Origin of the sequence: Palleniella intestinalis (assembly GCF_013166595.1) — a bacterium.
Lineage (GTDB): Bacteria > Bacteroidota > Bacteroidia > Bacteroidales > Bacteroidaceae > Prevotella > Prevotella intestinalis.
Genome location: NZ_JABKKG010000007.1, coordinates 16,895 through 31,742, shown reverse-complemented (window position 1 = coordinate 31,742; position 14,848 = coordinate 16,895). Strand labels below are relative to the sequence as shown.

Sequence of the window (14,848 nt, the reverse complement as noted above, 5' to 3'; positions counted from 1 at the left end):
GACAGGAAGTTTCTTTGTTTTCTTTTGTTTCTTCGAGAGACTGCTACTTATGTGAACAGTTGGATGCCGAGCATGATGAGGAGACCTAACAGTGCGATGATGAGGATACCGATGAGGGCGACAATCCATTTCAGGTATTTGGCTATTGTGCCGAGCCATGCCATGCTGTCATTGCAGGTTTTCTGTATGAGGTTGAGAGTGCCTGTTGCTGTGATGAAGAAATCGTCTATCCACCCGATGACCGGGATGTCAGGGATAATGTCAACAGGACTGATGTCGTAAAGGATGCATAGTCCGAAGATAATCCAAGGGGTAATTGGATTGCCATTGGAGGTGTTTTGCAGTTCGTTTGCCATAGTATGTATTATATAAAAGTCAGGTTTACAGATGTATATATAGCAAGAAAGGCGTAGATGCTTCGTCTGCAACTACACCTGACTCAAAAGGTATCGCCAAACACCTGCCAGAACAGGTGCGGAAGAAGAGGAATACATGCTACGCCGTATGCTGACAGGTGCGCATTCCTGCACATTGTCGTCCATTACGTGCTCCTCTTTCTGTAACCTTTTGTTTCCTCGTGTATAGTTACAATGCACCATTGCCGTCTGTTAGCTATGGACGGCAAAGGAAAGAGGAGCGTAGCTGCGTTTCACCCTTCTGTTAGAATTTTGGCGATTTCTTTGAGTGGGTTGTTGCAACTTGCCAATCTTGCTGTGGAGTTCTCTTGCTCCAACCGGTGGCAAAGGTACACATTTTTTTGCAGACTACGCTCCTTTTATGCAAGTTTTTTATGCGATGGCGTGAAATTTTGTTTCTGCTGACATCTGTTTATCAGAAAACTATCTCTTTTTTGCCGTTGACAATATAGATGCCGGGTTGGAGATTATGTTTCCAAGCTCCATAGATCACTTGCTTTTTCACCAATACGCCACGCACATCATAGACATCCACCGTTGATTTAGAGGTAGTGTTCACGTCTTTTATGGCAGTGGACGAAGACTTTGTCACGCGGTTCATGCGGACTGCTGCCACCTCGCCGTCCTCGCCAAGTATGTTGACAATGACAATCAGTTCTCCGTCAGGCAATGCAGAGACATCCACATTTGCATCCCACTGTCCCGGAGCCATTCTCAATCGTCCCTTGCTCTTAGCCTTATTGCTGTCACCGGAGATTTCCTGTCCCGTCTCCTCCTGTATGATGCGGTAGGTGAAGCCATAGAGTGTGCCGGTCTCTGTTGACAAGCCGAGATTAAGGATGTTGTCATCCGTCAGTTCGGAGAACAGCACATAGTCGGTAGATGAGTCATCCGGCTCGAACAATACTGTTTCGACAAAGTTGTATGTCCTGCCGTTCCACGCCTTGTCCCATGTTGTGAGTTCTGCCAATCCCCAAATGCCTGGTGTACTGCCTTGTGGCAATACGCAATTAATGGTGTATCGCTTCCAGACTGTCGGGTCACCATCAAAAAATATCTTCCAATCTCTGTCTGTTGAGGTTCCATGCCTGATGCCCTGAGGGTCAAGTAGAGCATAGTCAAAATGGTCAATTCCAGAAATGTTGTCTCGTCCATAGAGATTAATAGTGACAAGAGTTTCACCATCGGGTGCTTCCGGATGAGTAGGTTCTGCATAGACAACGATTCTGTTCAAGTCAATCTCTGCACCTTCCGTGTCAGGGTTAGGTGTGGTTATATTCACCTTTACAAGTGGCTCGTCCAATGGAGACTCCGAGAAAGTGACCCATTTATCAACTCCGGTAGAGTCATTTATGAAAATGTTTGAAACAAAATAATCACCTGATGGATAGTAATCAGGAATTATGGCATCAATGATACCCAATTGGCTTTTCTTGTCATATCTTCCATATGTATCAATACCATAATATGACATATTTCCTCTAGCCAATCTGCACATGACATTCTTCATACCGATATTATCTGTAACCTTACATATAATTCTAAGATTCTGGACATGACGGTCTTCAACAACGGAGTCTGTAAGTTCATATCTCAAACTTCCTTTTTCATAGACAGGGCTTTCCAAATCCTCTAATGGATTGTTCACATAACTATTGACAACAACATCGTTGCGTCCTTCAAAGCGTTGATTCCCTACTGCGTTATCTACAGTTATATCTCCTGCTGCCCAATACCCAGCCTTGCAATATTTACTAATAGTTGCTTCGCCACGCAATAAATGGTCATTACCATCAACAGGGGACATCCTAACATCAGCAAAATGAAATAGTTTCTCACCAAACTGGTCTATATATTTTTGGCTTGAAACCCTGACATAAGCGCCTGTAGCTCCATCATCATATCCCTCCAAGTCATTAAGCTCTATCTCAACAGTCAGGAGTTTGTCCTCTTCAGGTGCGCCTTCCACTTTCACATCCACGCGCTTAATCTTTCCCGGATAGTCATAATCCGGGAAGAGGTTCAGCACCTCGAATGTAAGATGGTCAGGAATCTTGGAAATATAACGTGCGTCATGCATGATGCGGTCACGTATGAACTCATATTTCTCAGGAGCGCGTGACAGAAGTTTGTCAGGGTCTTTCAGATAGTAAGCCACACTCTCAGCCATGTCCTCATTAGGGTTTTTGCTGTGAGCATACTGTGTGACAAACTCCGTATTCTTAGTTGTCGACCAGCCTTCTGCAGCATTAGGGTCAGGATACCATCCGCCAACCTCTGCCCAATCGTTCCTTATCTCCTCGGAGAAAGAATACGCCCAAAGGAAATGGGTCTTTTCGTGGAGAATCAAGCGCAGGGTCTCAAACTGCTGATTGTTTCCACCGAAAGCTGATTCCATAAACTCAATGTAGCCATTATCCACACACCATGCTATGGCCGCAGCCTCCGGCTCCAATGGATGTTTCATACCATTGATTCTGCGTATCAGATAGTTCAAGTGTGGAGTCTTGTGGAATCCTTCCGGCAACTCCTCAAACATATTGATTATGCTTACCAACTCGCTTGGCACAAACTCCTGGAAGCGTCCGGCATCCTCGTTTGTTTGTCCACGTGTAAGCTCTTCGTAATTGATGTCCAACACTTTACATCCGAAACGTATGAAAAGTATGTCGTTGACACGATATTTGTCGCGACCGAAATCGGTCACATAGTTCACCATAGCATGATGCAGGCGCTTTGAGAAGAACCTGCCACGCACACCGTCAAGCGACACAAGGAATGGATTGGCATAATAGAATGCGTCTTTGGAGATTCTCACCTCGAAGCCTTCGCCCAAATCCTTTACTTCAATGTCATCACCTAAGTGGTCTGCTGTAAGACAGAATTTTGCTGGTTTGTCACCGCCATAAGGAATTGTCTTCAGTGTCTCAACAAGTCTATACGCATATTCCTGTGTCCAAGGTTCTTCCTCGTCGGCAAGCAAAAGATTGTAAGTCTGTTGCAGGATGCTGAATGACGGTACATCAGCCGGCACAATCTTCTTGCCAAGGAACTCAACTTCCGGCGGAGTATTCACATTCGCCGTTGTTGTATGACCGCCTGTACTGCCATCCTCCTGCCAAGAGAAATGCCATTCGTCAGGGTTGTCGCTCATGCGTGTAACCGCAACTTTCAGTGGCTCTTTCGGTGCAACACTGCCGTCGTCATTGACGACAACACTCAGAGACGGAGGCAGGTTGTAGCCTGGTGCCTCAACTTTCACAGCGTGCTTTCCTGCCGGAACATTCTCAAACTGATAGTCACCATTGGTGGTTGTGACAATGGCATAAAGATAAGCATTGGACTCCAAAGTCAGCGTGACTTTGTTACCGTCCTCCACTCCTGTTAGTTTCACTTTCACAGTTCCCGTACCGGCTATTGCCATCTGGACAACAGTCAGCATCGTGATGAAGCTGCATAAAAATACTTTTTTCATAGGTTTGTTGTTTAGGAGATTAATATATGAGGTTAGTCGTTAGTTTCGTAGATGTTGCGTCCATAATGACGCAGACAAAAAGGCATAAAAAAGCGTGAACCGTTCTCTCTCTACTTGATAATAGTTTTTATAGTTAATCTTTTTGGCAAAGATAATGCAATTATCTGAAACAGCAAAACATTTCGGAACATTTTTATCAGGTATGAGCCTTTTTTGCTTTAGACACAACGCTTTATGCCATAATCGTGTTATTCATATAAATTCTATTGTTCCATTGTTCTTTTGAATTGTTTTTTGTATATGTTCCCAGCATTTTGGTTCTACACAGTGGTCGGGTGATATGACAATCTTTGACAGCTGTGATGCATTGCTAAGGGTGATTCTACGCAGATTGTGGCAACACCAGCATTCGAGTGTCTTGAGGTTGTCGCACTTGGAGAGCAGAAGGCTTTGCATTTCTCCGCAACTGCAGTCCAGCGTTTCGAGCTGAGTGTTGCTGTTCAAATCCAATGTTGTCCCGGACGATTCGTGGTACCAAAAATGTTTGAGTTCTTTGAGTGGTGATAAGTCTGCATGAGCGCCGTGACTTTCCAATGTCTCTAAAGAGGGAGACTCGCGGAAGTCGACGTTGTCAATTGCCATATCAAAGCACCCCGTGTGGAAATACTTGAACGTGCAATCTTCACATTCAATAATGACCTTGAAAGGTTCTCCTGTCTTTTTTGCACTGCTATGATAGCTATGTTCAGCACGTATTTCTTTCCCATGGTAATGTGATGTGTGGCCGTCTCCCCATTCTACTTTCAACCGTCCAATGTCGGACAACGTGAAGTAAAAGAAAGCAACTTCGCCCATAGTCCAGTCCAAAGCATGAAGCTTTACAATGATTTTCTCTTTCTGCATAGGTTTATAGTCTTGTGTCTCTTGGCGTAGCCCAATGGTCAATGTCAATCTTTATGTTTATGTCATATTCCTTTATGTGGAGTATGTCGAAGAGCGACCATAGGGTGTGGTCGTACATGTGGTGGAAATAGCGTGGGAGCTTAATGTCCTTGCACCATTCCCGGTCCATTCTCTCGTCCCATGAGCTTAGGCTTGAATAAAGGAACTCGTCATCGTCCATACATTCGTGGTACTCGTATCTGGGGGGCATGTCAAGATTGTATTCCAGTCCACCGAAGGATTGGTCATCAAACATGTCGTGGAGATTGTCCAGATACTCTTCGTCCGCTTCGGGATGGCTTATGGAGAAGTCAAACCGGGGATAGACATAAGCATCTATGGCTATATCTTCACCGATTTCGGTATGGCTGCCAATGAGTTCGTGAGTGATGCGCAACCGCTCGCGCATATCAAACATTGCTGCTTTGGACTTTTCGACAAACTCCTCTAACAGCTTGTGGTTCTCGTCGGTAGAGAGGAATGCTTTGTCCAGGATACGCTTCCTTTCTCTCAGCAATTCTGTGTAGATGTTATCCCGATGATTGGAAGGGAAACAGTTCCTGTACAACTGTGCAAGCCGCCTCTCTATTGAGTCGACAACAGCAAGCTGTGCTTCCGTCATCTCTTTGAAATATACAGGTAGTCTTTCCATAGCTTTATTTTTTTGTAAACAGTTTTATTAGCTTGTCCGGCCATGTCATTGTCCATGGCCATTCCACTTCTGTCCATCCTCCGCACTTTGGACACTGCACCGGGGCGGTGGCGACTGTGCACTTCCATTCGATGTCGAATGCCTTGAACTCGTGCCCGCAGTGGGGGCATTTGAAAGTTCTTATTCCTCTTACCATAATGTTGTTATTTTTTTGTGGTTAGAAACTTTTTGTACGCATAGGCAAGCCTTTCGTAAGTGTCCTCGTAGCTTATGCGGGCAGACGGATGATAGCTGTTGATTGCAATCTTCCCGGTTGAGGGGGAATAGTAAATCCAGTCTTCGCACTCGGGCAGATACTGCAAGTCGGGCAGGTACTGTGCGCGGACAAAATCAAGGATTCGGTTTGTGCCGGCAGAGCAACCGCAGCATAGCAGCAGGTTGGCGTCGTAGAGGGCTATCTGGCGACTGAGGAGTGGGGCGTAGTCATGCATATACTTCAGCAGGGTGCTGTCGGCGAGGCTGCCGTTGCCCACCTGCTTCTTGCAGTTTATGCGTGCGATAGGAGCTTGTTCGTAGAACGGCCCTGTTACTTTCATGTCGCGCGCCTCGCGGAACGAAGGGGTGTTATCCGCCGTGGCGGTAAGCAGGAGGTAGCTCCACATCCGCAGGTTCTTGTAGAAGGGTAGGGCCTGCTCGTAGTTGAAAGCGATGGTGTTCGTGCGTCCCGTCTCCTGACGGATGTCCCATGCTTCGTCGTCGTTGAGGTCCTTGGTGAGGATAAGCAGACGGCGTGGTGCGGCGTTCCACGTTCCCTCTTCGTCTCCTCTCTCGCGGTGCCAGTAGCCATCGCGATTGCTTATCTCACCTCGGAACAGCAGACCATCAACGCAGAGTTCGTCAGCGTCCCCAAACCTTTCCGCTTCACGCAGCCATTCGGCTTGCAGCGCCTCTTCTTGTTGGTGGATATTCTTCATGTTTTTTAGATAAGTCCGTTTTTCTCCATATCGTCAAATAGTGAATCCAAGCCTTTGACGCACAGTGCCACGCCTACGCCTATTGTAAGTGCGGTGTCGACTTTCACGCCAAGGATTTTCGGTGTTTCCTGTGGCACACCTGCGTTAGTGTTGTTGTTTTGCATGGTGTTGACGCCTGACACCAACAGTTGCATAATCTCGTTGTTCATAACTTTGTTTTTTTATTAATAGGTTAAGGCATGCCGCCTTTGGCACAACCACGTTTTTTTGTTGATTGCGATGCAAAGTTAGTAATAATGATGCTATTACAGTGGGGTCATAATTGATATTGCCTTTTTATTGCCGTAATAATAAAAGGATAGTGATGAATATCAGTGTGTTATGCGTGAATAAAAAATGCGTATCTCCAAAAATCCTCCAAAAAAATATATTGGGTTGCGAAAGGTGACCTTTTACCGGGTGAAAGGTGACAGTTGACATGACAAAAGGTGACCTTTCGTTGTGTGAAAGGTCACCTTTTGTTTTTTGTTTGTTTATGTGTGGTTAATATTCTCTGACAATCCAATAGCTGAGGAACACATCATAGACAGCGTAGTGTCCTTGCTCCTGTGTGACATAGTCCTTCTCCAACAGGCCGCGCAATGCCGATTGCACGGTGCTTGCACTGCTCAGTCTGTGCTTGCGGATGAAGGCACCCGATGTGACAGCCGCCGCTTCGCCCTCTTTGGCTATGGCTATCAGGACGCGCCCCTGCTTCTCCGGCAGTCTGAACATCTGCTCGCGGTAACCGAAAGCCTGGCTGTCAAGGATGTATGCCAATGCCTCGTCAACCATGTTTACTGTGCATTTGCCACCTTGTTCTGTGGCGGCGAAGAGGGTGTTCATGAGTTTCTGCATGTACCAAGTTATATTCTTTGACAACATGCAGACCTTTTCCACAACGCCATCTTCCAGTTGTTTGCCGTTATCCGTGAAATGTTTCTTGGCAAAGTAAGCGTATTTCCCTTCGTCAATTTTCCCTAAGTGCATTATGGAGACACTTTGGTAGAATGGGCGTGAAGGGCTTAGGAATATTTGGCTCATCATGTGGCGTTGGCTTCCGGAAAAGATGAATCTCGCGTTTGGGCATTGCTGGATGTATGTCCGGAGCAGTGCCTCTACATTCTCATCGCCATAGTTGGCAATCTGTTGGAACTCGTCTATTGCCACTATGCATGGACGGCCGGCAGATGAAAGGTAACTGAAAATCTCGTCAAGTGTGCTTTCCGATTGTACGATGTCGCCAATCTGCAGGTTGAATGATACATCTCCAAGCGGTGAGAATGATATGCCTGCCTGCAACGACCTGACGCTTTCCCAAAAGCGTTGCAGCGCTTGGCGTCCGTAGGGCTTTAGTCCTGCGAGGATTTCCCTGCTCATGCGGAATACAAAGTCAGACAATGAGCGTGTGGCGTAAATGTCTATATAAAATGTGTAGAACTCATTCCATATCTGCTCTTGTTGGAAACAATGCTTTACCAATCCGCTCTTTCCCATACGTCTTGTGGCGACCAATGCCACATTATTGCCGTTAATCAACTCGTTGGTCAGTTGCATTGTCTCTTGCTCACGGTCACAGAAGTATTCCGAACCTTCATATCCGTTGATTATAAATGGGTTCCGTGCCATGCTTTTCCTTTTATTGTTTTATAATAACGTAAAGATAATAAATCGTCATGTTGCGCTGCAAAGGTAAGCATTTTATTTCATTGGCGCAACTTTTCTTCAATGTTTTCGTGGCAAGTGACGGGCGGGAATTGCGTTTTTGGTTTGCAACAAGGCATTATTTGTATGGCGTTATTTCTTGATGTCTCCACTTATCTGCCAACTTAGGGAAGCAGTTTTTGGTTATAGTTATGCAGAGCTTGTCTGTTTTTGCGTCTTCTTCTTTGTAATACGAATACTTTGCAATATTCTTTTCATCGAACATTTTCGCAATGGCTTCGTTTGCGCCTCCTATCTTCAGGAGATATTCTTCTTTCAGGAAATGGAAGAAATAGCCTTTGTGCTTTGTTGTCCATTTTCCATAGAAGCTATTATTAAAATAGATGGAATCTTCGGTAGTACCCAGCAAATCACTATCTACCATATCATAAAGGTTGTCTCCAAGTTTGCGGATTAGCCTGTTCTGTTGGTCTTCATCTGTTTCCATATATGGCGATAAGCTCTCACGCACCTGATTCTTGAACCATTCTTGATGGTGTATTGTGGTTTTTATGCCATAGGTGTAGCGGATACGCCGTAAGTCGGAGTCCGGTATTTCTTTCGCAACAGGCAGGTAGGCAAAGGCATAGACCGACAGGCCGTGGGCCATGTTTGCCTTGCCGAGATAGCGAAGAAGGTCGGAATGGTTCTTGAGAACCTCGCATACGCGGGTGTTCCAAACGTAGATTATGTGTGGCTTTAGCTCCTCCAAAACCTGCAGGAATGCCGGGAAACTGTCCGCATAGAGTTGCTCATCGGCAGGCAAAGTCTCATCATTGTCGTGGAAAATCTGCAGATAGTTGGTGAAAGCGACATGCTCCCAGAATTCCTTTTTGCGCTCGTAGGGCATTTCATCGGCAGCTTTCAGCATATAGTAGGTGAAGGCGGAGTATGCCGGATAGCGTGCCTCACCATCGATGAACGACAGTATCTCTATCTCGTTGGAGTTTGAAAGGCGGTAATAGTCTTCTCTCTGTTTGTAGCAGGGGCATTCCTTGTCCATCGTTTTTATGCCTTCAACAGAGGTGCAACGGTCATGGAAAGGGCAGCTGTTGGTGCAGATGTGTGTCACGCCCACTACCAATGTGCGGAGATTCCGGAAGCCTTCTGCGTAGTGTTTGCCCACTCTTGGCATGAAGAAATATGCTTTTCCGCCATCGGTGTGTTCCGATATGTATCGTTCTGTTTGCATAAGAAATTGATGAAGAGATAGGTTTAGTGTCAGTTTTACTTGTCTATCAGGAATTCAAGCCTTTTAGCGATGGCTTCGGAGGTCGGCAAGAACTCTCTGTAAGCCTCAGGTAGCTCAGATGACAGATTGTAGGTTGCCACTCCGATAGGCATTGTCGATGATTTCAAGGCGTATTCAACGATTGTCCTGCTTTTTGATTTGCAGACGATAATACCTATAGCCGGATTCTCGTGTGGCATTTTCACTGTGTCGTTGAGGACATTAAGGTAGAACTCCATCTTTCCCTTGTATTCGGGTTTGAATTCTCCGACTTTCAGTTCAACAGCCACCATTGCCTGCAATCGGCGGTTGTAGAGAAGGAGGTCAATGAAGAATTCTCTGCCGTCAATCTCTATCCTGTATTGGTTTCCCATGAACGCAAAGTCCGGTCCGAATTCCATAAGGAAGGCGCGGATGTTCTTGACTATGGCTTGTTCCAGCTCGTATTCTGAAGGCTCGTCGCCCAGCTCCATAAGGTTCAGAGTGTATTCATCCTTTACAGCCAGTACGGCTTGACGCTTTATTTTCTCAGGAAGTGTGCGCTCAAAGTTTGTCTGTCCCAAAAGGAATTTTTCGTATTCCTTCAGCTCTATCTTGTTGATTAGCACGTCTTTCGTCCATCCGTAACGTTTCGTCGCCAATATGTAGAACTGCCGTTGCTGCGTATCCTTGCACTTGGTGAGGATGACAATATGTTTTGTCCAACTGATTTCTGCAACTAACGGTTGCAGAATTTCATTGGACCGGTATTCAGCATAGAATCGTGCCATATCCCATACGTTTCTAACCCCGAATCCTTTGATTCCGGGAAACTCTTTCTGGATATCTTTTGACAGGTTCTCCACCACGGATTTTCCCCAGCCCTGAGCCGATTGTCGCTCGGTTATTATCCTGCCTATTTCCCAATATAGTGCAATGATTTCCTTGTTTACGGCTTTGGCTGCTTCATATTGTGCTGTCCTTATCCGTTGGGTTATTTGGTTTTTGAATGTTGCGTACTCAAATTCTCCAATCTGTTTGTTTTCGGTATTCATAGTGTAATGGCTTTTAGTTATTGCTTGCAAAGATATATCTTTTTAATGATTAATGCAAATTATTATGGAGATTTCTGAATATCAATAACATAAGTTGCCGTTACAAGAAACATTGCATGAGCAGCGCATCTTCATAGTTGCCGTCATGGATGAGCCAGTCTTTCAGTATGGCAGACTGTTGGAAGCCGATGTTGAGGAGCATTTTTTCCGACGCAAGGTTGGAGGAAGGGACGATGGCGTATATCTGGTGGATGCCCACGATGTCACGGGCGTAGGCCATAACCACCTTTATTGCTTCTTGGGCGATGCCTTTTCCCTGTGCGGACTTTGTGATAGCGACGCCAAGTTCCGCACGGTTGTTGCGTGCAGAGAAGTTGAAAAGGTCGATAAGTCCTACTGCTTGCGGTGCTTGTCCGTCACCGGTCTCTGCCTCGATGACGAAGCGCACCTGCTCATCTTTATATATGTCAGACTCGCAGGTGGCAATGTATTCCTTCAGGCGGAACCGTGACAATGGTGCCGTCTGTGCTCCCAACCACCATAATGAGCGGTCGTTCTCGATGGTGTAGAGTAGTTCGAGGTCCTCCGGTTCTATAGCTCTGAGTCGCATCGTTTGACGGTTGGTGTGATGAATGCCATGGAAATGAAGCCCACCATAGCCATATAGCCGAAGGCAGGAGCCATGTAAAGATAATATAATAATGTGTTTACAAGCATCGGTAGGCATATCAAAGCCATGCGGACCAATGCCATACGGAACAGTCCGTCTGCCTTTTTCCTCTCAATGATGCTTCTGACAGCCTTGAATTTGAACAGGCGCAATGCCAGCGGTATGGAGCAAATGGTCAGTAGTTCCATAATTGTGACAGTGAGGAACTCGCCCTGCACATCGCCTGCAAGTCCGCCTTCGAGGATTATTTGTGTCTCATAAAGCACTACCATGCCGGCAGCAAGGATGATGCTGCCGATATATGGTATCATAAGTTTTCTGCTTGTCTCTTTCATTTTAGTTCTGTTCTGTTGACGATTGACCGTCCGAGTGTCACCTCGTCAGTGTATTCAAGTTCGTCACCAACGGATATTCCTCGTGCAATGACTGACAGTTTTACGCCCAACGGCTGCAGCTTGCGCGAGATGTAGAAATTGGTTGTGTCGCCTTCCATTGTCGAGGCAAGGGCGAAAATGACTTCTTCCACACCGCCTTCCTTGACACGTTCCACAAGGCTTTCTATCTCAAGGTCGCTCGGTCCGATGCCGTCCATTGGCGAGATGATGCCTCCAAGGACATGGTAAAGTCCGCGGAACTGCCCTGTACGTTCCACAGCCATGACGTCCTGGATGTTCTCTACGACACAGATTGTGCTCCTGTCCCTCTGCGGATTGGCACAGATAGGGCACAGTTCCGTGTCGGAGATGTTGTGGCAGACGCTGCAATAGCGCACCTCGCGCCGCAGTTGTGCCACGGCATTGGCAAGGTTCTCGGCAGCATCCTTGTCCTGACGCAATAAATGAAGCATCAGTCGCAAGGATGTCTTGCGACCGATGCCCGGTAGTTTGGAGAACTCGCCCACGGCGCGCTCCAACAGTTGTGATGGATATTGTTCTATCAAAAGTCTCCTGTTGTTTTCAGGGGTGTGTATTAAACTTTAAGTTGTTGAATTACGATTGTAACCGATTCCCAATACCTCTATGTTAGAATCGGAAACCAAGTGTCATCAGCAGCTGGTGACGCTTGTCACTTACGCTTGTCGCTCCCGGATTGTTTGTGTAGTCACCCTTGCCGATTCCGTCGTAGAATGGGTAGAAATCACCGTTTGTCTGGCTGTACTTGTAAGCCACATCGATTGAGAACGGCCCTTTTGCGTAGCCTATACCACAAGTGAAACGGTTAGTGTCCTTCCAGTTTGTGTATGCTGCTGTTGATGCGAACTCCACACCCTGTGAAGGAATGTCAGTGTCACGGCAGCCAAACTCAGAGTATTTCGGAGATACATAGTTATATCCGAAGCGCAGTGCTACCTCAGGACAGAGCTTGAGTTCGGCACCCAAACGGAGAGTGTGCACTCCCTGAAGGCTCTTCTCTGTGTTGCGCTTCATGGCTTTGTCCGATGTCGAGCGGTCACCTCCGTAGTAGTAATCATCATACCAGCTGTCATAATAATAGTCCTCATCAATCACACGGTTGTCCAAAGAACCATAGTCGCTGTACTCGTAAGTTGCGCCGATAGCAGCAACATTGCCTATCGTATGACCTAATGAAACACCGAAGAGCCAAGGCGTGTTGAGTCTGAAATCAAGATGGTCTTCTGACGAAATGCTGATGATTTTGTCTGTTTCAAAGTCCTCTGTTGCCATCTCTGTATAATTGGATGTTGTCAGTTTGTACCATGTCGGAGTGTGGACATAAGCACCGATGCGGAACGGTGAATCATCCACAGGGCGCACGATAGCACCGAACTTGACATTGAATCCTGTACCTGTTATTCTGCGAGAATCATCAAGATACATCATTCCCATCTCATCTATGTCATTCTCAAACAGCAGAGTCTCTGTATAAAGGCTGCGGCTTTCGTAGTTGACATCCTTTATTCCGAAGGTCAGTCCGAGGTAAATACGGTTATGGATGTTGCCACTTATGTTGAAATCATAATCTCCAATGTAGCCACTTTGCACCTGATGCTGTGTGAAATCCTTGGCATGGAAATAGGAATTGAATGAGCTAAGATATTTGCCGTCACCATCGACAGTGTAAGGATTAACCAATTGGTCGTTCAACCAATCCACTGTGGAATAGCTTGGGTCATAGAAATTATTGTCAGTGTCTACATCTACAAACTTATTGAACGACACTTTATTCAGTGACGCGCCATTCAAGGAGTTTGCGGCAGAAAGCAACTGGTTGAAGTTCTTTGACTTGTGATAATTGAATCCGAAGTTCAGGTAGGAGTCATATCCGGCTTTTGTAGTCAGCACGAAACCAATCTGGTCAAAGCTGCCTGTGGTCTTTTTGCCGTCAAGATAACTGTTGAGAGTGTTGTTCTCGTAGTTGCCTCCGAACACCTGCAGACCTCCGGAGACAGATGCCTGAGACTTGCGAAACATGCCTATTCCGGCAGGGTTGGTGCCCATTGTCGAAAGGTCTGCACCGAGTGCTTCCATCGCTCCGCCCATTCCGACATAGCGTGCCGTGCCGTTGAGGTCATCGCCGGCTAACCGGGCGCTCTGATATGTGTCCTGTGCAGCAGCAGAGAGAGACACTGCCATAGCTGCCATTGTCATGATTTTCTTCATATATCTGTCTTTTTATGTTGTTCTTTTTGCACAATGCTTTAGGAAAAATCCGCATCATCTGCGGCCTCCGCCACGTCCTCCGAAGCCACCTGCACTGCGTGAACCGCCGCTATGGCTGCCACCTCCGAAGCTGCCACCGTGGGAACCGCCTCCCATGTTGCCGTTGGAATAGTTCGGGCGGTTTGCAGGACGGTTGTTATTGTTGTTCCAGTTGTTGCGGTTGTTGAAGGAATTGTTGTCATACCTTCCTGACGTGTTGCGGTTGAAATGGTATCTTCCTGTCCTGTCACCGTTCCTGTTTGCCACAGCATAGCTTGAGTTCCTGTTATGGCCGCGTGCCGTGTTCAGTGTGCCACGGCGGTGCACTCCGGCATATCGTGTAGGTGCGTTGCCTGCCGGTCGGTAGCTCGGATAGACAGGAACCGCCCATCCCATGTTGTGCCACGGATGATACCATGGGTCGTACCAGCCCCAGCCCGGACCGTACCAAGGGTCAAACCACGGGTCATACCAGCCGTTCCAAGCGTAATAGTTGTAGCTCCAGCGCGGTCCGTAGTACCAAGGATTGTAGTACCATGGGTTGTAGAACGGGTCGTGGAAGGCATACCGGAAATAGAAATCGTCATAGCGTGAGAGCAGTCGGGAATAACGGTAGTCGTCATCGTCCATGACAATGTACTTGTAAACCGTGTCCACACGCGCCTCGTCTGCGGTAGGGTAGACGCCCTTTTCCATGCGTGACGCGTTGCCGGCAGGGAACTCTATGATGTCACTTGCTATGGAATCCGTGCTTGCAAGGATAGTGTCGTTGATGGCTACCGGCTTGAAATCCCTGTGGCTTACGCGACGGTTGTACTCGTCATCAGTCTTGTTCAGTCCGCTATAGTACACCCCACGTGCTTGCTCATACGCCTTTCTGCGTGCAATCTCCGCCTCACGGTCCTTCTTTCGAGCTTCCTTTGCAGCTTTCACCTCGGCTTTTGTCGGTGTGAAATACATGTCGTCCTGCGCCATCATCGTGAGTGGCAGGAGCATTGCGGCGAGTGTTGTAAAGATTGTCTTTTTCATATTGTTCATCCTTTCATCGTTA

General features: G+C 46.9%; 15 protein-coding genes. All 15 read right to left on the bottom strand.

The annotated features are described in order from the left end of the window. Nucleotides 1-47: 47 nt before the first annotated feature. The gene (locus tag HPS57_RS10220; RefSeq protein WP_172182783.1) at nucleotides 48-356 is read right to left on the bottom strand and encodes a YkvA family protein; all 309 of its coding nucleotides are present in this window, start codon (nucleotides 354-356) and stop codon (nucleotides 48-50) included. 475 nt (nucleotides 357-831) lie between these two features. Further along, nucleotides 832-3,891 carry a hypothetical protein gene (locus HPS57_RS10215; RefSeq protein ID WP_172182781.1) on the bottom strand — a complete coding sequence of 1,020 codons (3,060 nt, stop codon included), beginning with the start codon at nucleotides 3,889-3,891 and terminating at the stop codon, nucleotides 832-834. A gap of 252 nt (nucleotides 3,892-4,143) precedes the next feature. Beyond that, nucleotides 4,144-4,794 (bottom strand): hypothetical protein, encoded by a 651-nt coding sequence (locus HPS57_RS10210; RefSeq protein WP_172182779.1) that lies wholly within the window; start codon nucleotides 4,792-4,794, stop codon nucleotides 4,144-4,146. Between the two features lie 4 nt (nucleotides 4,795-4,798). After that, entirely contained in the window at nucleotides 4,799-5,485 is a 687-nt protein-coding gene (locus tag HPS57_RS10205) for a hypothetical protein (protein WP_172182777.1), read from the bottom strand. Nucleotides 5,486-5,489: 4 nt separating this feature from the next. Beyond that, nucleotides 5,490-5,681: a hypothetical protein gene (locus HPS57_RS10200; RefSeq protein WP_172182775.1), complete on the bottom strand. Its 192-nt coding sequence runs from the start codon at nucleotides 5,679-5,681 to the stop codon at nucleotides 5,490-5,492. Nucleotides 5,682-5,688: 7 nt separating this feature from the next. After that, the gene (locus HPS57_RS10195; protein WP_172182773.1) at nucleotides 5,689-6,459 is read right to left on the bottom strand and encodes a hypothetical protein; all 771 of its coding nucleotides are present in this window, start codon (nucleotides 6,457-6,459) and stop codon (nucleotides 5,689-5,691) included. Between the two features lie 5 nt (nucleotides 6,460-6,464). Then, a complete protein-coding gene (locus tag HPS57_RS10190) occupies nucleotides 6,465-6,668 on the bottom strand; it encodes a hypothetical protein (RefSeq protein ID WP_172182771.1) in 204 nt (67 codons plus the stop codon). A 334-nt stretch (nucleotides 6,669-7,002) separates the two neighbouring features. Then, on the bottom strand, nucleotides 7,003-8,127 hold the full coding sequence (locus HPS57_RS10185; RefSeq protein ID WP_172182769.1) for an AAA family ATPase: 1,125 nt from the start codon (nucleotides 8,125-8,127) through the stop codon (nucleotides 7,003-7,005). Between the two features lie 154 nt (nucleotides 8,128-8,281). Next, complete coding sequence (locus tag HPS57_RS10180; protein WP_172182767.1) at nucleotides 8,282-9,394, bottom strand: hypothetical protein; 1,113 nt, start codon at nucleotides 9,392-9,394, stop codon at nucleotides 8,282-8,284. Nucleotides 9,395-9,429: 35 nt separating this feature from the next. Next, on the bottom strand, nucleotides 9,430-10,467 hold the full coding sequence (locus HPS57_RS10175; RefSeq protein ID WP_172182765.1) for a PDDEXK nuclease domain-containing protein: 1,038 nt from the start codon (nucleotides 10,465-10,467) through the stop codon (nucleotides 9,430-9,432). A gap of 100 nt (nucleotides 10,468-10,567) precedes the next feature. Continuing rightward, nucleotides 10,568-11,077 (bottom strand): GNAT family N-acetyltransferase, encoded by a 510-nt coding sequence (locus HPS57_RS10170; RefSeq protein ID WP_172182763.1) that lies wholly within the window; start codon nucleotides 11,075-11,077, stop codon nucleotides 10,568-10,570. Then, on the bottom strand, nucleotides 11,059-11,448 hold the full coding sequence (locus HPS57_RS10165) for a hypothetical protein (protein WP_172182761.1): 390 nt from the start codon (nucleotides 11,446-11,448) through the stop codon (nucleotides 11,059-11,061). The genes HPS57_RS10170 and HPS57_RS10165 overlap by 19 nt, the downstream gene beginning before the upstream one ends. A 20-nt stretch (nucleotides 11,449-11,468) precedes the next feature. Beyond that, nucleotides 11,469-12,077: a recombination mediator RecR gene (recR, locus tag HPS57_RS10160; protein WP_135938609.1), complete on the bottom strand. Its 609-nt coding sequence runs from the start codon at nucleotides 12,075-12,077 to the stop codon at nucleotides 11,469-11,471. A gap of 82 nt (nucleotides 12,078-12,159) precedes the next feature. Continuing rightward, nucleotides 12,160-13,758 (bottom strand): OmpP1/FadL family transporter, encoded by a 1,599-nt coding sequence (locus HPS57_RS10155; protein WP_172182759.1) that lies wholly within the window; start codon nucleotides 13,756-13,758, stop codon nucleotides 12,160-12,162. 54 nt (nucleotides 13,759-13,812) lie between these two features. Then, complete coding sequence (locus HPS57_RS10150; protein ID WP_172182757.1) at nucleotides 13,813-14,826, bottom strand: hypothetical protein; 1,014 nt, start codon at nucleotides 14,824-14,826, stop codon at nucleotides 13,813-13,815. Nucleotides 14,827-14,848 lie beyond the last annotated feature (22 nt).